Consider the following 18,054-nt stretch of genomic DNA (forward strand, 5'->3'; position numbering starts at 1 on the left):
TTTGTAGCGATAGAATCATTGATTTTTGTAGGAGTAAAGGAGAGAAATGAAATGACTCAAGCAACAATAACAGAAATAGGGACATCAGCAATCAACCCAGAAGAATCGATGCTGATTTTATTTGATCAGTCAGCAACCTCTGCGCTGCGTGACTATACGATCATTCAAGAATTTAGCACAAAAGAGAATTTTTCTCTTGAAACAAATGATTGGATTTCTTTTGATCATCAGGAATATACGATCGAACATGTTGGTCCGTTAGCCAATGAAAATCTAACAACGGTTGGCCACGTGACTTTGGTTTTTGAAGAACCGCCAAAAGGGGACAAAATCGTCAATGGGATCTACCTGTCCCCGTATCAATTGCCAGAAATCAATGTTGGCACAATAATCAATTATAAGCAGGTGAAATAAATGGCAGAGGACAAAAAGAGAAAAATCAAACCTGCCTCTTGGTTTTGGCGTTGGTTCTTAAACAATCAAGTAGTCACAGCTTTATTAGTTGTTCTTTTAGTCCTACTGATTGTTTTCCTATTCACTAAAGTTTCTTATCTTTTCGAACCAATTTGGCAGTTTCTAGCAATTGTAGGTTTACCGATCATTTTAGCGGGTATCCTATATTACCTGATGAATCCTGTGGTCGATTATTTGGAAAAGAAAAAGATCCCCAGACTTTATAGCATCATCGGACTATTTATACTCGTAGTCGCTTTGATCGTATGGGGAAGTGTCGTGATCATTCCTAAAATCCAGGAACAGACCGTCAGCTTTGTTAGCAATTTCCCACAATATGTTGAAACGATCGATGACAAGTTAACAGAGATCTTACGTGACCCACTATTCAATCAATTTCGAGAACAACTCGAAAAAACTGGCGATCAGTTTATGAATTCTGCCGGAGATATTTTACAGAATCTATCGAAAACGACTGTCCAAAGCTTAGGTAGCTTTGTTGGTGCAGTAGCAACGATCGTCGTTGCTGTCTTGACGATGCCGTTTATTTTGTTTTATCTGTTGAAAGATGGGAAACAATTAGCGCCTTACTTGGTGAAATTCTTGCCTACTCGGATGAGAGTACCAACTTTGAAAGTATTAGGTGAGATGAATGATCAGGTTTCTTCTTACATTCGAGGACAGCTGACTGTCGCTTTTGCGGTTGCAATCATGTTTATGATCGGATTTGCGATCATCGGCTTAGAATATGCTGTTACCTTAGGGATCATTGCTGGTTTCTTGAATTTGATTCCTTATCTCGGTTCATTCCTAGCCATGATACCTGCTGTCTTTTTAGCGATTGTCGCAGGTCCAGTCATGTTAGTCAAAGTACTGATCGTTTTTGCATTAGAACAAACGATTGAGGGCCGTTTGATTTCGCCGCTTGTACTAGGGAATCAGCTGTCGATCCATCCAGTGACGATTTTACTTGTCTTATTGACATCTGGAAAATTATTTGGTGTGATCGGGGTGATTTTAGGGATTCCTGTCTATGCCGCAGCGAAAGTATTGATTTCTCACATCTTTGAGTGGTACACCACGATTTCTTCTCTTTACGAAGAAAAACATCAAGAATAAATAAATCCGAGACGTTTGAGAATAGGAAACCTATTTTCAGTCGTCTCGGATTTTTGATTATTTCATTAATAGATTAGTCATTTTTTGGATAGCTGCTGAAATATCATCTGTTGCTTGGTCTTGTTTTGCTTCTGACGCATCAAATTGTGCTGTATCGATGCCTTTTTCCGGTTCGATACTTTGAGTCATCTCTTCACAACCAGCTACATAATTTTTGTACGCTTTTTCAAAGTTCTTATGGATACCCATCACTTTTGCTGGCGGACGCAATGTACTGATTTTCTTCAGCATCGTGCGATATTTTTCAGTGCCTTTTTCAAATAAATCGACAGTCTCAACTAACTCTTCTCGCGTGAGATCAGCTGTTTTGTTTTGATCGATTGCTTCTCTGATTTTTTCGTATTTAGGGTGCATCGTTTCGCCGATTGCTTCTGTTTCTTTGACGATTTTATCGACAGTCTGCACATAATAACCGAGATTCGGTAACATAGGTTCTCCTACTTTCTTCATTTTCTTTCTCTATTTTACCTGCTTTTTCTAGTAGAAAACAAGTCATTCTATAAATAAAATGTTATTTTTATCGTTTATTTCTCATAAAAACCTGTATCCAAACTATATTGTTCCCCTGAAACTAGATCATACTGGATCAAGCGATACGCCTCGTAGACTTCCTCTTGTGCCCGATTCAGCTGAGCTTCTTTTCCCCACTGGCCATTTTGAAAATACAGTTCGCGTTCAAATGCTGGGATGGCTGACTCCATTTCAAGTAATAATTGATAAAATCCAGTGGTCTTTAGATTCGTTTGTTCTAGTAGACTTGCTGCAAAATAAAATGGACTAGTGACTGCATCATTTGTATCTCGTTTCTCTAACTTGCTAGCTGTATCAAACATTAAAAACTCTGTTTGATGTAACGCCTGCTTCTCATTTTTATTTTTGATCTCATCTGAATAGATCCCAGGTAAGTGATCGCCCCAAAACACGACCAATGTTCTCCTTGAAGTATCTTTCAGCGCTTCAGTGAATGCTTTCAACGCTTCACTACTATAAGCAATATCTTGCAAATAATTATTGAGGGTATCCGTTCCATTATTATCTTCTGTCGTAGCAGAAAAATCTAGTTGCGAATACTTGCCTGCATAAGGCATATGCGTCTGCATCGTGACTAGATGGATAAATTGCGGTGTTTCTTCATCTTTCAATAAATCCAAGATTTCTTTATAGGCAGATTCATCGGAAATATAAGGATTATTATCAATGGTATCCGTATAAGTCATATTCCTCTCACTGATAAATGAATCAAAACCTAATGTCTGATAGACATCTTCACGCTTATACATAGATGTATTGTACGGATGGATCGCCGTTGTTTGATAGTTCTGTGCATTGAGTGTCGACACAAGCGATGGTAATTGATCAAGCTTTGGAACGAGCATCGTATAAGGCGTGGTCATTTGACCATTGAATAATGCCATTGATAGACCCGTCAACGCTTCGAACTCAATATTCGCTGTTCCACCACCATAATTTTGAGAAAGCATCCGGCCACTATAGGTTTGATTCGCCACTTCACGATAGTCAGCTAACGGATCACCTGTCACTGTTACACCATTTAGATGACTTGGATCTGAAAAGCTTTCGCTCATCACATAAATAATATTTGGCTGCTCATCGCTTGCCGTTTGATTTTTTTCATCTGCTTTTGCTTGATATTTCTCAGTGATCTCTTTGATTTTTTCTTTTGAATAGCCTTCAGGTCTTTCCATTGGCTCGACTCTTAGATTATACAAAAAGCCACCAATAAATCCTGTATTATAATAATTCATTTTCTGACTGTATGGAATCCATAACGCCGTTTGATTGTAGGCTTTACGCAACAAATTATTTGGATTATTGAAATTACTGAAATAGCCCATCATTGCGACTGTCATGACTAAAGTTAACACACGGTAGATTTGGAATGTCCGGTCTTTTTTGAAACTACGGACAATTGCCCAAACTACACCACCAAAGGCGAGTGCCGCTACTAGCATCAACCCGATAAAAATCGGTGTTCCTGTCATGTCTTTTAATAAATTGAACTCTGTGATCATCTTGAGGTCATCTGGATAGATCGGTTCTTGACGATAGCTCATTTTCAAGTAATTCGCAAAACCTAAAATACCGATACTTACGAGATAAAAAAGCAGACCGAAAATATAAGAACCTGCAAAAGCGACCATAAATAAAAAGACCGTGAGTAACACGAAACAAGCAAGTAAGAATTTTTCTGTGTGCCAAGAAAAAGAAAATTTCAAGGCTAGATCAACAGAAAGATTATTCTGGCACCATTGCAAATATAAATTACTTAAAAGGATCACTAAGACTGTTACTACCCCAAGAGTAGTGATTCGTAGAATATTTTGTTGTTTGGTTGAAAGCTTATCTAAATATCTTTTCAAGAGAGCGCTCCTTCACTTTTTCTAAACTACTTTAACGCCTATTTTATTCTAGTCGCTCCTCAAATGAAAGTAAAGTTCAAAAAACAAACAATTTTTACTATCAATTTTATAAAAAAATAAATAGAAAACAAAAAAAATCGAACGCTGTCTTCGGCTTCTTCCAACACAAAGAATAAGCGGTAATAGTCCAAAATTTGAAGAACAAATTCGGCTATTACCGCTTATTTCTCGAAGTTGATCTCTTCTGTCACTTTGCTTGAAATGACGCGCGCACATCTGCCGCATATGCTACTGGTTCACCAAAAACCGGGAATCCTTCTGTATCCCATGAAAATACTTGTGCGTTGGCATGGCGATTCGGATTATTCAGTGGATCGATTCCTTCATTTTTTTCTGGTCGTGCGTGATAAACTAATACATCTTCCTGACCATCTTCTGAGAGAGTAAAGGAGTTATGTCCTGGTCCAAATTGTTTATTTTCCTCAGAAGAAACAAAGACCGGTTCAGAATGTTTATGCCACGAATAACCGTCTAATAAATCAGTTGACGCCTCTGCCCATAATAGCCCCATCGCATAATTTTCATCTGTGGCACTACCTGAGTAAGTGATGAATATCTTCCCATTACGAATCAATACGGCGGGGCCTTCATTAACTGAGAATCCTCGTTTCTCCCAAGGAAATTCTGGGATCGCTAACAGCAATTGTTTGCCAGTCAACGTCCAAGGATTCGCCATTTCTGATAAGTAGAGGTTGGAGTTCCCAGGAATCCGAGGATCTAATTGCGCCCACACATAATACAACTTCCCTTGATGTGTAAAAGTCGTCCCGTCTAAACTAAATGTGTCTGCGGCAGTAATGATTTGTCCTTTCACTTCCCAATCGGTATTCATAGGGTCAATTGAAGAGTTCTCAAGGACGAACATTCGATGGTGATGCTCTCGGTCACGTATCTCTGCATGATCACTCGCTGCAAAATAGATGTACCATTTTTCTTGGATATAATGGATCTCCGGAGCCCAGATCAACTGGCTCATCGGTCCAGTTTCCGGCGCATGCCAAACCAGTAACGTTTCTGCTTCTTTCAAGCCATCGATCGTTTTCGCACGTCTCACTTCAATCGACTGGTAACCAGGTAAAGAACCCGTAAAATAATAGTATCCGTCCGTATGCTTGTAAATCCAAGGATCAGCTCTTTCAAGAACGATTGGATTCATATACATTGTTTTTTTCATAAAGGTCCCTCGCATTTTATTAGTCTGATGACATTCCAAGAATATGCTTCAAGCACTACGTGGATCTTGTTCATTTCGTTTACAGCGATTTCTTGTTGCAATGGTTGAATCGTATCCGGTGCTTCTTTCGTATTTTTATCAAGCAGATCATTACTCTTTAAGACGAGTTGGACCGCCTTAGTTTCCAGATCAAAATCATGCGTTGTCGTGATCGTTACTTCCTCTTCTGTGCGATTCACTAGAAACAATACGATTTCATGATCGTTTTCGACCACTACGCTGTCAATGATCGAAACCACTTGCCCATCCACACACTCATAAGTAGGACAAACCATCTGTTGGTCTAATACTTGCCCTTTCGCATAGTTTGCCAAGTGCTGCATTACGTAGTACGTTGGATTCACCCAGGCACTGCCATTTTTTTCCGTTAGAATAAGCGGGATCGTATTGACTAGGAGGGATTGACAAGCAATTTTCACACGGTCAGCATGTCGCAAAATCGCAAGGCCCAACGTTCCAAATAATAAGGTATCTTCCATTGTGAAATGGCACCAATCGATCGGTGAGCCGACTTGAAATTTTTGATGGACTTGGTCTGGTTGGCTATGGACATTCCATTCATCAAAAGCTAAGTACATTGTCTTATCGCTACGCAAATAGCCTTTGACGTAATCACACGTCGCAATGATTTCTTCAATCTGTCGGTCAAATCGCTCGGCTTTCGCTAAGTATATCTTCGTATCCGCTCGTTCGTTTTTCGGTGGCTTCGTCAAATCGTCTTCATCATATTTATCGATGTAATTGTGTAAAGCAATATAGTCCACATTTTCATAGGCTTCTTCTAAAGCAATTCGGTCCCATTCAGGATAAGAGGCTAAACGCGGTGTTGAACTGCCCACTAGGATCGTTTCGATGGATTCATCCACTAATTTCATCGCTTTGGCAGCTTCATTAGCTAAGCGACCATACTCATATGCACTTTTTGCGCCAATTTGCCACGGCCCGTCTAGTTCATTCCCTAAACACCAAAGCTTCACATCAAAAGGCTTCTGCTGCCCATTTTTTTGCCGTAACTCACTCCACGAGGTACCTTCAGGAAAATTACAATACTCTACTAGATTACGCGCATCATCGATCCCTTTTGTCCCTAGATTCACTGTCATGATCGGCTCCGCTTCTACCATGTCTAACCATTGGAAAAATTCATGTAGCCCGAATGTATTCGGTTCGATCCCTTGCCATGCAAGATCGATTTTTTTTGGACGATCACTGATTGGTCCGATCGTATCTTGCCAATCATAGCCTGACGTGAAATTTCCTCCAGGATAACGGATCACACCTAAAGACAGCTCTTTCACATAAGAAAGCACATCCTGTCTAAATCCATTCGCATCAGCGGTTGGATGATCTGGTTCATAGATCCCGTTATAGACCACACTTCCCATGTGTTCGACAAATGAGCCGAAAAGTCTTGGACTGATCGTCCCTTTAGAGAAACCTTTCCGCACGTCTATCTCTACTTTTTTCATTGCCACACTCCTTTTCTCTTCCTACTCCCCATCAACTGATCGATCAACCACCAAACCCCACCGGCTAACACAAAAATAATCGGGGGAAACATAAAAACAAGTACCATAAAAACCAACAACACCCCACAACAAAGCAGATTTCTCAAAAAGTTGAGCAATACCCATAACGTACTTTCCTGAAAGAGCTGCTTCAAAGAAATCGTTTCATCTTTTGCCAGACGATAGCTCCATGAAAGCAAGAACATCGTAAAGACCATCGTTGCCAAGTAACCACTAATCACTAAAAGCACATCAGATTCTTGGAACATACGATTGATCGAGAAAAAAATGAGGATCGTTAAAGCGCTCATCAATGATTGGAGAATAAACTTTCTTTTGAAACCTTGTAAAAACGAATAGCAAACATGACCGGATTCCCCATATTTCCATTTATTCAACGTCGTAAACACTCCTGTAGTAGCAGATACCACTGTGACCAAAGGTAAAGAAACGACTACCCACAAAATACCTAATAAGATATGATCGGAAATTTGGATCAATTGACCATACCACTTTGTTTCGACTAATTTCATTTTCTCACTCTTTCATGCCAGACATAGCAGTTCCTTGTACAAAGTATTTTTGAGCAAAAACATAAATAATCAATAACGGTAACATCGAAATCACTGTTCCAGCCATTACTGGTCCATAAAACGAGATGTTTTGTCCTGTGAATAACGCCAATCCCGCAGGCAACGTCCGCATTCTCGAACTTGTTGTCAAGATCAATGGGTAAAGTAAGTCATTCCAACTGTTCATCAGCGTGAAAATCGCCAATGACAACAGTGTCGGCTTACTCAACGGCAACATGATTTTCAAGAAAATCTTGAACTCACTCAAACCATCGATACGTGCGGCCTCTTCCAATGAATCAGGTAAGGTCACAAAGAACGACCGCATCATAAATATCCCAAAAGCAGTAGTCATGCGAGGAATGATCAATCCGGCATACGTGTCTAACATGCCTAGAAAATTCGCTTGGATAAACAGTGGGATCATGAAGACTTGAAAAGGGATCATCATCGTTAACAAAACAAAGTAAAACAACACCGATTTCCCTTTGAAACGCATTCGTGCAAACGCATATCCTGCGAGAGAATCAAAGAACACAGAAGTGATCACTGTCCCACCTGCAAAAATTACAGTGTTTTTGATATAGTCCAATAACGGAATCGTCGTCCAGACCTTGATATAATTGTCAAACGTATATTCATCTGCAAAAATTCTCGGGGGAAATGAAATGATGTCTTTTTCATACTTGAACGAGGAAATGATCAACCATAAAAAAGGAAATGCAATAATCAACAATACAAGCAACATTCCCACGACACGTAGCCATTTCTTCCCATCGAACTTTTTCCGTCGATTCGCTTCAACTGCTGTATAACTTTCCGAAAGCATCTTGTTTCCCCCTATTTCATTTGTTTTTCTTTTCTGCCCATGTACAAGTTTGTCGAAATGGCGATCGCCGCAACGATGACAAACAATACGGAAGATAATGCGGACGCATAGCCCAATTCATACGGTGCAGTAAAACCTCGACTATAAATATATTGGACAGCTGTTTCCGTTTTGAACTGTGGACCACCGTTCGTCGCCACATAGACTTGGTCAAATACTTGCATGGAACCAATCAGATTAGTCAATATACAAAAACCAAGGGATGGAACGATCTGCGGTAATGTGATATTAAAGAATTGTTGACGATTCGTTGCGCCATCCATTTGAGCCGATTCGTAAAGCGAAGGTGAAATCCCTTGAATTGCAGTAATCAAGATCGTCATGGTGACCCCGAAATTTTTCCAAACTGTCATAAGCGCCACCGTTGGCATCGCTAAGGTTGGGTCACGGAAAAATTGCGGAATCGGCAAACCTACTTGTGAAAAGAGATAAGGAATCGCTCCAACGTTTGGATCAAGCAACATCGAAAAGATGATCGCAATAGAAGTGAGCGAGCAAATCACAGGAATATAAAATGTTGACCGACAAAAACGATTGAAACGGGTATTTTTCGACAAAATAACCGCTGCTAATAAGCCAACGATAATCTGTGTAGGAGTTTCAAGTAAGGTAAAATACAATGTATGCAAAAGTGAATTGACTGCACGTTCATCCTCAAAGATCCGTAAAAAATTACTCATGCCTACAAACTCTCTGGAAGTAAAAAAGATGTTCAAATCAGTAAAACTGATTGCGAATGTACCAATCAGCGGTACTACTGTGAATAACAGTAGAATCAAAAAGGATGGCACTAAAAACAAATACGCCGCTCGATCCGGTCGGTTCCAATATCTGGATAATGCTTTCATTTTCGTCTATTCCCCGTTGCCAAAAATCTATAAATATTTCTAACCAACTATAAAAGTTGTCAGATCAATGTTTATTTCCTGTTTCTCTGTGTCCGATTTTGCCATGTTCTCGCTACTCTCGTTTGATTTAACACTCCACAGGCGTCAATTCGGATACAACGAATCCTATCATTCTACGATTTTAATTTGATTAAAAACATGTAGATCAAGCACGATAACTCGCTAAGTTCAGACTGGTATTGTCATCCAATGTTTCTACAACGATTTTTGATCGTTTGGTTTTCACGATTTTTGTCGTTGATGGCTGGCTGTGGTTCTGACGAAGATTTGCTAGTTTTCGATGTATCTGTCGATTTTTTTAATTTATAGATGTTACAAGTTTGACAAATCGGTTTCCCTCCTTATTCATCTTGTATTTTTGAGAAGTTTTGCGTTGTAACCACGCAAAAGCGCTCAATTTGCTTATTTGTTTCTATTTAGTCAATGCTTTTGTAGATGCTGCCATTCGATAGAACTGCTCTAGCTTTGATATTAGGATAGTTTACCAGCGAAAGAAATTCGTAAATTGGTATATTCATTTTCATTGGAAATTCTTCAACAAAATCGAGTGCTACTTTTTCCTCTCAAAACTAAAATACGCATATTTAAAAGATTACCCACTAATTTTATAGGTATTTATAGATTTAAATTAGCTATTGTAGCCCCTCTTTTTTATTTGAATGATTTCCTAAATAAACATCTCTAGCTATAAAACCCAGAAAAAAACATAGGAAATGTGTTCTATATGAAACAAGGCGAAAGCGATAAAAACTGCTTTCCATTTTAATCTCTTCCGCCTTATTTACTACGAGGTCATTTCTGTTCTCTTCGTCGATTCGATGCCATGGGAAGTTGTTCCTCGATCATTCTTTCAATAAGTCATTGATCTTATCATCTGCATCATTCATCAATTTCTCTGGATCTTCACCCGCCAATAATTTTTCGATCAACGGATTGATGATATCATTATTGATCGCTGCAATCTTCGTGAATCCTGGGAGGAAAGGTTCAGCATATTCCATTTGTTTCGATAGTTCCGAAACGATAGGATCATTCTTCACTTCTTCATCTTCTGCAACAGAGGATAGATATGCAGGGAAGCCATTTTCAATGCTCCACTTTTTACCGATTTCGCTTGTATTCCAATATTTTAGGAATTCGTAAATCGCCTCTTTTTTATTGCTATCTGTACTTGCTGGAATTGCATAACCCACACCATCTAAAATCGCGGTTTTCTCACCGTCAGCACTAGCTTGTGGCAAGTTCGTCACTCCATAATCGATCTCGTTGGCTTTCAAACCATTATTCAACCACGGTCCATTGATGATGATCGACAACTGCCCAGCATTCATCAAATTATCCATTTCTGCTCCTGAAATCGATTCTGGCCCTGCTTTATCAACGTGGATCATTTTTTGGATTGCTTTTAATGTTTCTAAGTTTTCTGGTGAAGCAAACTCAGATCTTGTATAATCATCGCTGACAAGTTTTCCTCCATTTGCCAACATCCAGTTGTAAAGAGGAGCAGTACCATCTTTGTTGAAAACAAAACCTGAAACATTTTTACTACTATCTGTTAGTTGTGGTGCCATTTCTGTCAATTCTGTCCAAGTCGTTGGTGGTGTCGTTTCATCCATACCTGCTTGTTTAAATAGCTCTTTGTTCCAATACATGTACATCCCTTGTACCTGCATCGGGATGAAGTATTGTTGCTCATCGACCGTCCCTAGATCAATGGCGGTGTCTTGAAAGTCTCCTTTATCCACCCCTTCATATTCCCAGAAATCATCAATAGGTTGCACCGCACCATTTTCAACGTATTGCGCAAAATCAGCGTAATTCAGTGCGACAAAATCTGGCGCTTTTCTTGAAGAAATAGCCGTTGGCAATTTTTCATTCAAGTTCGCCCAAGTCATCACGTCCATCTCGATCTTGATATTTTTGTCATTACTTTCATTAAAATCGTTAACGATCTCTTGCAAGATCTCCCCATCAGAAGCAGTAAATCCATTCCAAAAAGTCAAGGTGACATCTCCTTCTTCGTTACTTTGAGATGAAGCACCGCCACCACAAGCACCTAATATTCCAGTCGCAGCTAACAATAATGAACCAATAATGAATTTTTTTCCTCGCATGTTGAATTTCCTCCTTAATTTTTCGGGGTCAAGCTTGTTCGGATCACATTCCATGATAACGGTTTCAATAAACAGTGAAGCTGATTTTCTTTTCGTTCATACGCCTGAGAGGATACTGGTTTGATTTGCTCATTTCCAGCTTGATTGACCGCTTTGATCTCGTGCCCACTCATCTCTGAAAAGTCGATAACTTCCGCAATCTTTAAGTCAGGAAGATGTAGATCCAAGTGCATCTCCTCTTCTCCACGATTCACCGCAAAGATCACCAACTCATTTTTTTCCTCATTGATCACCGCAATGTTTTCTAAATATGGGACTGCGTCAAATTCACTTGTCGCATACGTATCTACAGTGATTTCAGGTCGTAAAGCCACGCCTTGCCCTAATGTAGCAACTTGCATAAATGGATAATAGATCGTTTGTCGCCAAGTTTCACCATCTTCTTCTGTCATGATAGGTGCAATCACGTTGACAAGCTGTGCCAGGCAAGCAATTTTCACCCGATCGGCATGCTTCAATAAGGTGATCAACAAGCAGCCTAACACCAAGGCATCTTCAAAATTATAGTGGTCTTCTAACAATGGCGGAGCAACTTGCCATGGCTTGACTGTTAAATCATGTTCCGCAGAATGGTACCAAATATTCCATTCATCAAAGGATAGATTGATTTGTTTCTTGCTGTGTTTTTTCGCTTTTATCGCATCACACATCGCGACAACACCTGAGATAAATTGATCCATATCCAGTGAACGAGCTAAGTAGTTTCCAAGATCATCCGTAGGGTTGCCATAATATTGATGCAATGACAGATAATCGATTTGGTCATAGGCTTGATCAAGGACTGTTAATTCCCACTCGCCAAATGTCGGCATTTGACTATTGGAACTGCCACATAAAACCACTTCAATCGACTCATCAACAAGTTTCATGGCTTTCGCCGTTTCTTCTGCCAACCTTCCATACTCTTTTGCTGTCTTATGACCGATTTGCCAAGGCCCATCCATTTCATTTCCTAAACACCAAGTCTTGATCGCAAACGGTTCGATTTGTCCATTCGTTTTTCTTTTCTCACTCCAATAAGTACCACCGGGATAATTGCAATATTCGACTAGATTTCTTGCCGCATCTAAACCACGAGTCCCAAGATTGACCGCCATATTGATCTCTGCACCCACTTCTTGACACCATGCAGCAAATTCATGTACACCGACTTGGTTCGTTTCTAAGGAACGCCATGCAAGGTCTAATCTTTTCGGTCGCCCCTCTACAGGTCCCACACTGTCTTCCCAATTGAAGCCAGAAACAAAATTCCCACCCGGGTAACGAATCAGTGGTACAGATAATTCTTTGACTAGCTCCATGACATCTTGGCGAAATCCTTGATCATTTGCAGTAGGATGATCCGGTTGATAGATCCCCCCATATACTGCACGTCCCATATGTTCAATAAACGAGCCATACAAACGACGATCGATTTCCCCTATCTTTTGCCCACGACTAACTGACATTACAGCATCCATGTATTCCCCTCCTTTAATTCATAAGTGAATCATATCTTTCTTTGAAAGCGTTGTCAATAATAATATTGTTAAATACAAAATTATTATTGTATAATAATTAATATATTTATTAATTATAAATATCTATATTATATTTAACTGCTACAAATTAATATTTATGTTAATATAAAACTAAATAAAAAACCTAAGTACGAGGTGTAAACCATGCAACTACAAATCAACGAAGAATCGTTACCGGTCTATGAAGCATTAGCTAGTAAAACAAGGATAAAAATCATCCAGCTGCTTTCAAAGAATAAAATGAATATCAAAGAGCTCGCTCAAGCACTCGGAATCAGTAGTGCCATTACGACGATGCATGTAAAAAAACTTGAGGAAGCGAACATCATCAAATCTGAGAAAATCGGCCAAAAAAAAATCTCCAGCTTACGTGTCGATAAAATCAACATCACGTTTCCAGAAAAAATCTTCAATGCGTTTGACACAAAAGAAACATCGATCCCTATTGGTCATTACACTCGCTATTCAATCGAGCCGACATGCGGTCTGGCAACGATCCATGATTTTATTGGCAAAGTCGATGAACCACGTTACTTTGCCGATCCCCGTCGAATGGATGCACGGATCTTATGGTTTACAAGCGGGTTCGTAGAATATCAAACTCCGAATTTTTTGAACGAAGAAGATACTTTGGAAATGTTAGAATTATCTGTTGAACTTTCTTCTGAATTTCCATTTTCCAATGACAATTGGCCATCTGATATCACATTTAGCTTAAACGGTGTGGAACTAGGTAACTGGACAAGTCCGGGAGATTTCGCAGACATTCGCGGAAAACACACACCTGACTGGTATCCAGATAACTTAAATCAGTATGGATTGTTGAAAACGATCCGCATCACCAAACATTTGACCAATATCAACGGTGAACCTTTATCTGAAATCACAATCAATGACATCCCAAGAAACGAAGATGTCTGGACTTTCCGCATCGAAGTCAAAGAAGACGCAAAAAACGTCGGCGGCTGCACCTTATTTGGCAAAGGCTTCGGCAACTACGACCAAGATATAAAGATGAAGGTGTATTATAGTTGAGGTTGTGAAAAAAGCGTTTTGACCTGAGCAGTAAGATGGAAAATCAGAAAATAGCTTTCCATATTTTTTGATTTTTCATCTTAATGTTGAAGGTCAGCTTTTTGAACACCGTTTATCTAGGTTGTGAGAAAAGCGTTTTAACCTAATCAATTTCAAAAACAAAAAGAAACCGTGATTCCCTTATTCAACAAAGGATTCACGGTTTATTTGATTTTTTTTCACTTCATTTATTTCCAAAAATCATCAAAGATCGAAATTGGTAAATGACGTTTATGTTGTGTTTTATTCCACCATTGTTCGATCTTTTGTTGCGCATCTGTTGGAATTTCTTTTCCTTCCAAATAGTCGTCGATTTCATCATAAGTGACGCCTAATGCGACTTCATCCGCAACCATTGGCTTGCCGTCTTCTAGGTCAGCCGTTGGGATTTTTGTGTATAAATGTTCTGGTGCATTCAAGACTTTCAATAGCGCTTTGCCTTGGCGTTTATTCAAACGGAACAACGGAAGGATATCTGCTCCGCCATCCCCATATTTTGTAAAGAACCCAGTAATGTTTTCAGCTGCATGGTCGGTACCGATCACAGCCCCTGCACGTTGTCCAGCAACCGCATATTGGGTGATCATACGTTGACGTGCTTTGATGTTTCCTTTATTGAAATCACTGATTTCCACACCTGCTTCAGTCAATGCTTGTGTTTGTGCATCAACTGCAGGTTTGATATTTACACGTAATTGGACGTCTGGTTGGATAAATTCTAACGCAGCTTTCGCATCTTCTTCATCCGCCTGTTCGCCATATGGCAACCGTACAGCGATGAATTGGTAACTGTCATCTTTCGTTTCTTCTCGCATTTCTTCCATCGCCAATTGCGCTAAACGTCCAGCTAAAGTAGAGTCTTGTCCGCCACTGATCCCTAATACTAACGTATTTAAGAAGGGATTTTTCTTCAAATATTCTTTCATAAAATCGATACTGACACGAATTTCATTTTGAGGATCGATGACCGATTTCACGCCTAGTTCTTCAATGATTGCTTGTTGTAAATGATTCATCTTCTCTTCCTCCTATAGTTCACTAGTTAATTGTGTGACGCTTTTTTTCATTCGTTCCATGATTGCCATCTTATGATTCCAGCAATCTGTTGATAAATCCACTGGATATTTTTGTGGATTCAAATCACGTTTGTATTCTTCCCAAAGAGAATCTAGGTTTCCTCTAGTATACTCTTTGATTTCTGCTAAAGTCGGTAAGTCATAGACTCTCTTTCCTTCCACAAAAATATCTTGTAAAATTGGCCGAGCAGTAAAGTCACGAACAGTTTTATTGATAAATGTATGTGTGGGATGGAACATGAAAATCTCTTCTTCTTGACGAGGATCTTCATCCCATAATGTCACATAATCACCTTCTGATTTTCCATCAAAATTACGAGTGATACGCCATACTTGTTTCTTACCGGGTGTGGTTACTTTTTCTGCATTGCTGGATAATTTGATCGTATCGATCATTTCGCCTTCTTCATTTTCAATCGATACTAGCTTGAAGACTGCACCTAATGCAGGTTGGTCATAAGCTGTAATCAGCTTCGTCCCAACGCCCCAAACATCGATTTTTGCTTTTTGCATTTTCAAGTTTAGAATAGTCGCTTCATCTAAGTCATTTGAGGCATAGATTTTCGCTTCTGTAAAACCAGCAGCATCTAGTTGTTCTCTGACTCTTTTTGAGATATACGCCATGTCCCCACTATCGATACGCACTCCTTGGAAGTTGATTTTGTCACCAAGTTCTTTCGCCACACGGATCGCACTAGGAACGCCCGATTTCAAGGTATCGTAGGTATCCACTAGAAAAACACAATCTTTATGCGTCTTTGCATACGCCATAAATGCTTCATAGTCATTCCCATAACTTTGAACAAGAGAATGAGCGTGAGTACCGCTTGCCGGAATCCCGAAAATTTTTCCTGCCCGAACATTACTCGTCGCATCAGCACCACCAATGTAAGCTGCCCGAGTACCCCAAACCGCAGCATCCAATTCTTGCGCACGGCGTGTACCAAACTCTAATAATGGATCATCACCGATCACTGATTTGATACGAGCTGCTTTCGTTGCAATCAACGTTTGAAAGTTTACCATATTCAATAATGCTGTTTCCACTAATTGACAATGGGCTAATGGACCTTCTACTTGGATCAACGGTTCATTCGCAAAAACGAGCTCGCCTTCACGAGCTGAACGAACAGTCGCTTTGAATTTGAATTCACGTAAATATGTCAAAAAGCCTTCTGGATATACATCCATCTCACGAAGATACGCAATATCTGTATCAGTAAATGTCAAATTTTCCAAGTAATCTACTAACCGTTCTAGCCCTGCAAAAACAGCGTAACCATGATTGAATGGCATTTCGCGGAAGTAACATTCAAATACTGCATGTTTATCTGCTCTATCTAGTTCCCAGTATGTCTGCATCATGTTGATCTGGTAAAGATCAGTATGTAGCGTCAAACTGTCATCTGAGTAAGTTGTCGTCATCTTTTTATTGCTCCTCTAAGCCAATTTTCATTTCTTATCTATTATAACAAAAAAATACCCTGGTAAAAGAAATCTTGTTTTATTTTGTATAAAGTAAAGAAATAAGACAGAAGGTTGTGAGAAAAGCGCTTTGACCTGAGTAAAAAGATAAATTTAAAAAAAAGCCAAAATCCCAAAAGATTCTACTATCTTGGGATCTCAGCGCTTTACTTTTTATTGTATTCATTTTTGGGGTTATCTAGTAGCTTAGCCATATTTATTTTGCTAGGCGATCGCAGCAATCGCTTGTTCTACAATGACGATGTCCTTATTCGGTCGCTTGAACTTCACCCCTGCTTGTTCTAATTCTTGCTTGACACCTACATGGATATTGACAGATTCTCGTTCTGTTTTCAGTACTTTTTTGATTGCATAATCAATCTCTTGTTTAGAAATTTTCTTTTTCGTATTGATCATTACTAATTGGACTTGATCGAACGTATCAATCAACAAAATTTGCGTACGATCAAGAGAAAACAGTTTATAAAATCGAATGGCAGAATTTCTAAAAAAGAAATCAACGATTTTAGGATAAAAGGTTTTGATATTCAAGTTGCTTGTTATCGGCGTTTCAATCAATTTCATAGTGATCCTCTTCTCTCTTTTTAGCTTAAAATGAATCGCTTTCATAAATGGTTAAAAAAACAATTCCATTTCCCTCTCTTTTGATAATAGTATAACATATAATCAAGCAGATAAAAAAGACGATTTTTTTCTTGACCTTCTCGTTACGTCAAGGATTATGCTAGTTTTGTCAGGAGGGAAAGCAATGGAATACACAATCAAAAAAATGGCGCAGCTTTCAGGAGTGAGCAGTCGGACACTTCGTTTTTATGATGAAATCGATCTCCTCAAACCAAAACGAATCAACTCAGCAGGTTACCGCATCTATGGTTCTAATGAAATCGACCGCCTGCAACAAATTTTATTTTATCGCTCCTTAGATTTTCCATTGAATCAAATTCGAGAATTGTTAGATGATCCTACGTTCGATCATCAACGTGCACTCATCGATCATCAGAGAAAGCTATTGGAAAAACGAGCAGAAATCGATACTCTCCTGGCAACGGTCCAACAAACATTAGCACAATACGATGGAGGAAAAAAAATGACTGATCAAGAAAAATTTGAAGGCTTTAAAAAACAAAAACTAACAGAAAACGAAACAAATTATGGTGAAGAAATCCGCGAGAAGTACGGAGAAGGAACCATCGATAAAGCAAACGAACAATGGCAAAACATGTCGCAAGAAGTGTATCAAGAGATGCAAGCAGTGGAACAACGATTACTAAGTGATTTAACAACTTACCTGTCTGATAAATCTAATCAGGCACTCGCTAAAGAAATTTTTGACGCACATAAAAAATGGTTATTGTTTAGTTGGCCAACCTATCAAGCAGAAGCGCATAAAGGATTAGGTATACTTTATATCTCTGATGAACGATTCACTGAATACTATGATTCTCGCAGTGGCAAAGGCGCAGCGGAAGCATTGAATGAAATCATCCAAGCAAATGCGTAAAAGAAAAAAGACAAATCTTTTTTGAGATTTGTCTTTTTTT

Annotated in this window: 16 protein-coding genes; 4 read left to right on the forward strand and 12 right to left on the reverse strand. The window is 39.2% G+C overall.

Translation table 11 applies throughout. The features are described from left to right. Positions 1 to 51: 51 nt before the first annotated feature. Together IGL24_RS12435 and IGL24_RS12440 are read left to right on the forward strand one after the other, a co-directional pair. Positions 52 to 414, forward strand: a complete 363-nt coding sequence (locus IGL24_RS12435) for a PTS glucitol/sorbitol transporter subunit IIA (RefSeq protein WP_207700210.1) — start codon at positions 52 to 54, stop codon at positions 412 to 414. Next, positions 415 to 1,572, forward strand: a complete 1,158-nt coding sequence (locus IGL24_RS12440; protein WP_207114701.1) for an AI-2E family transporter — start codon at positions 415 to 417, stop codon at positions 1,570 to 1,572. It begins immediately after the preceding gene. A gap of 57 nt (positions 1,573 to 1,629) precedes the next feature. Here IGL24_RS12440 and IGL24_RS12445 read toward each other — a convergent pair whose 3' ends face one another. The 9 genes from IGL24_RS12445 to IGL24_RS12485 form a co-directional block, all read right to left on the reverse strand. Continuing rightward, positions 1,630 to 2,061, reverse strand: coding sequence for a hypothetical protein (locus tag IGL24_RS12445; RefSeq protein WP_207114729.1), 432 nt, complete (start codon positions 2,059 to 2,061; stop codon positions 1,630 to 1,632). Between the two features lie 95 nt (positions 2,062 to 2,156). Continuing rightward, on the reverse strand, positions 2,157 to 4,013 hold the full coding sequence (locus tag IGL24_RS12450) for an LTA synthase family protein (RefSeq protein ID WP_207700209.1): 1,857 nt from the start codon (positions 4,011 to 4,013) through the stop codon (positions 2,157 to 2,159). Between the two features lie 247 nt (positions 4,014 to 4,260). Further along, positions 4,261 to 5,247, reverse strand: coding sequence for a glycoside hydrolase family 43 protein (locus IGL24_RS12455; protein ID WP_207700208.1), 987 nt, complete (start codon positions 5,245 to 5,247; stop codon positions 4,261 to 4,263). Then, entirely contained in the window at positions 5,244 to 6,776 is a 1,533-nt protein-coding gene (locus IGL24_RS12460; RefSeq protein ID WP_207700207.1) for an alpha-N-arabinofuranosidase, read from the reverse strand. Before IGL24_RS12460 ends, IGL24_RS12455 begins: the two co-directional genes overlap by 4 nt. Beyond that, positions 6,773 to 7,348: a DUF624 domain-containing protein gene (locus IGL24_RS12465; RefSeq protein WP_207700206.1), complete on the reverse strand. Its 576-nt coding sequence runs from the start codon at positions 7,346 to 7,348 to the stop codon at positions 6,773 to 6,775. Before IGL24_RS12465 ends, IGL24_RS12460 begins: the two co-directional genes overlap by 4 nt. Positions 7,349 to 7,352: 4 nt before the next feature. Beyond that, entirely contained in the window at positions 7,353 to 8,216 is an 864-nt protein-coding gene (locus IGL24_RS12470; RefSeq protein WP_206856872.1) for a carbohydrate ABC transporter permease, read from the reverse strand. A gap of 11 nt (positions 8,217 to 8,227) precedes the next feature. After that, on the reverse strand, positions 8,228 to 9,124 hold the full coding sequence (locus tag IGL24_RS12475; RefSeq protein WP_206856873.1) for a carbohydrate ABC transporter permease: 897 nt from the start codon (positions 9,122 to 9,124) through the stop codon (positions 8,228 to 8,230). A 902-nt stretch (positions 9,125 to 10,026) separates the two neighbouring features. Then, positions 10,027 to 11,298: an ABC transporter substrate-binding protein gene (locus IGL24_RS12480; protein WP_207700205.1), complete on the reverse strand. Its 1,272-nt coding sequence runs from the start codon at positions 11,296 to 11,298 to the stop codon at positions 10,027 to 10,029. Positions 11,299 to 11,312: 14 nt separating this feature from the next. Further along, the gene (locus tag IGL24_RS12485; RefSeq protein WP_429968461.1) at positions 11,313 to 12,818 is read right to left on the reverse strand and encodes an alpha-N-arabinofuranosidase; all 1,506 of its coding nucleotides are present in this window, start codon (positions 12,816 to 12,818) and stop codon (positions 11,313 to 11,315) included. 204 nt (positions 12,819 to 13,022) lie between these two features. On the opposite strand from IGL24_RS12485, the gene IGL24_RS12490 reads away from it, so the two are divergent. Next, on the forward strand, positions 13,023 to 13,913 hold the full coding sequence (locus IGL24_RS12490) for an ArsR/SmtB family transcription factor (RefSeq protein ID WP_019723205.1): 891 nt from the start codon (positions 13,023 to 13,025) through the stop codon (positions 13,911 to 13,913). A gap of 227 nt (positions 13,914 to 14,140) precedes the next feature. Here IGL24_RS12490 and nadE read toward each other — a convergent pair whose 3' ends face one another. The 3 genes from nadE to IGL24_RS12505 all read right to left on the reverse strand — a co-directional run bounded on the left by nadE (position 14,141) and on the right by IGL24_RS12505 (position 17,077). After that, on the reverse strand, positions 14,141 to 14,968 hold the full coding sequence (gene nadE, locus IGL24_RS12495) for an ammonia-dependent NAD(+) synthetase (RefSeq protein ID WP_207699787.1): 828 nt from the start codon (positions 14,966 to 14,968) through the stop codon (positions 14,141 to 14,143). Positions 14,969 to 14,980: 12 nt separating this feature from the next. Then, positions 14,981 to 16,453 carry a nicotinate phosphoribosyltransferase gene (locus IGL24_RS12500; protein ID WP_206856884.1) on the reverse strand — a complete coding sequence of 491 codons (1,473 nt, stop codon included), beginning with the start codon at positions 16,451 to 16,453 and terminating at the stop codon, positions 14,981 to 14,983. A gap of 264 nt (positions 16,454 to 16,717) precedes the next feature. Further along, positions 16,718 to 17,077, reverse strand: a complete 360-nt coding sequence (locus tag IGL24_RS12505) for a DUF1827 family protein (RefSeq protein WP_206856885.1) — start codon at positions 17,075 to 17,077, stop codon at positions 16,718 to 16,720. 184 nt (positions 17,078 to 17,261) lie between these two features. Between IGL24_RS12505 and IGL24_RS12510 the strand changes: the two genes are divergently transcribed. Continuing rightward, the gene (locus tag IGL24_RS12510; RefSeq protein WP_207699788.1) at positions 17,262 to 18,014 is read left to right on the forward strand and encodes a MerR family transcriptional regulator; all 753 of its coding nucleotides are present in this window, start codon (positions 17,262 to 17,264) and stop codon (positions 18,012 to 18,014) included. Positions 18,015 to 18,054 lie beyond the last annotated feature (40 nt).

Origin of the sequence: Enterococcus sp. DIV2371 (genome assembly GCF_050498525.1) — a bacterium.
Classification (GTDB): Bacteria; Bacillota; Bacilli; order Lactobacillales; family Enterococcaceae; genus Enterococcus_B; species Enterococcus_B mangumiae.

Bases quoted from the DNA above. Each gene is read 5' to 3' on its own strand.
- IGL24_RS12435 (WP_207700210.1), top strand. From the start codon at position 52: ATGACTCAAGCAACAATAACAGAAATAGGGACATCAGCAATCAACCCA.
- IGL24_RS12440 (WP_207114701.1), top strand. From the start codon at position 415: ATGGCAGAGGACAAAAAGAGAAAAATCAAACCTGCCTCTTGGTTTTGG.
- IGL24_RS12445 (WP_207114729.1), bottom strand. From the start codon at position 2,061: ATGTTACCGAATCTCGGTTATTATGTGCAGACTGTCGATAAAATCGTC.
- IGL24_RS12455 (WP_207700208.1), bottom strand. From the start codon at position 5,247: ATGAAAAAAACAATGTATATGAATCCAATCGTTCTTGAAAGAGCTGAT.
- IGL24_RS12460 (WP_207700207.1), bottom strand. From the start codon at position 6,776: ATGAAAAAAGTAGAGATAGACGTGCGGAAAGGTTTCTCTAAAGGGACG.
- IGL24_RS12465 (WP_207700206.1), bottom strand. From the start codon at position 7,348: ATGAAATTAGTCGAAACAAAGTGGTATGGTCAATTGATCCAAATTTCC.
- IGL24_RS12470 (WP_206856872.1), bottom strand. From the start codon at position 8,216: ATGCTTTCGGAAAGTTATACAGCAGTTGAAGCGAATCGACGGAAAAAG.
- IGL24_RS12475 (WP_206856873.1), bottom strand. From the start codon at position 9,124: ATGAAAGCATTATCCAGATATTGGAACCGACCGGATCGAGCGGCGTAT.
- IGL24_RS12480 (WP_207700205.1), bottom strand. From the start codon at position 11,298: ATGCGAGGAAAAAAATTCATTATTGGTTCATTATTGTTAGCTGCGACT.
- IGL24_RS12485 (WP_429968461.1), bottom strand. From the start codon at position 12,818: ATGGATGCTGTAATGTCAGTTAGTCGTGGGCAAAAGATAGGGGAAATC.
- IGL24_RS12490 (WP_019723205.1), top strand. From the start codon at position 13,023: ATGCAACTACAAATCAACGAAGAATCGTTACCGGTCTATGAAGCATTA.
- nadE (WP_207699787.1), bottom strand. From the start codon at position 14,968: ATGAATCATTTACAACAAGCAATCATTGAAGAACTAGGCGTGAAATCG.
- IGL24_RS12500 (WP_206856884.1), bottom strand. From the start codon at position 16,453: ATGACGACAACTTACTCAGATGACAGTTTGACGCTACATACTGATCTT.
- IGL24_RS12505 (WP_206856885.1), bottom strand. From the start codon at position 17,077: ATGAAATTGATTGAAACGCCGATAACAAGCAACTTGAATATCAAAACC.
- IGL24_RS12510 (WP_207699788.1), top strand. From the start codon at position 17,262: ATGGAATACACAATCAAAAAAATGGCGCAGCTTTCAGGAGTGAGCAGT.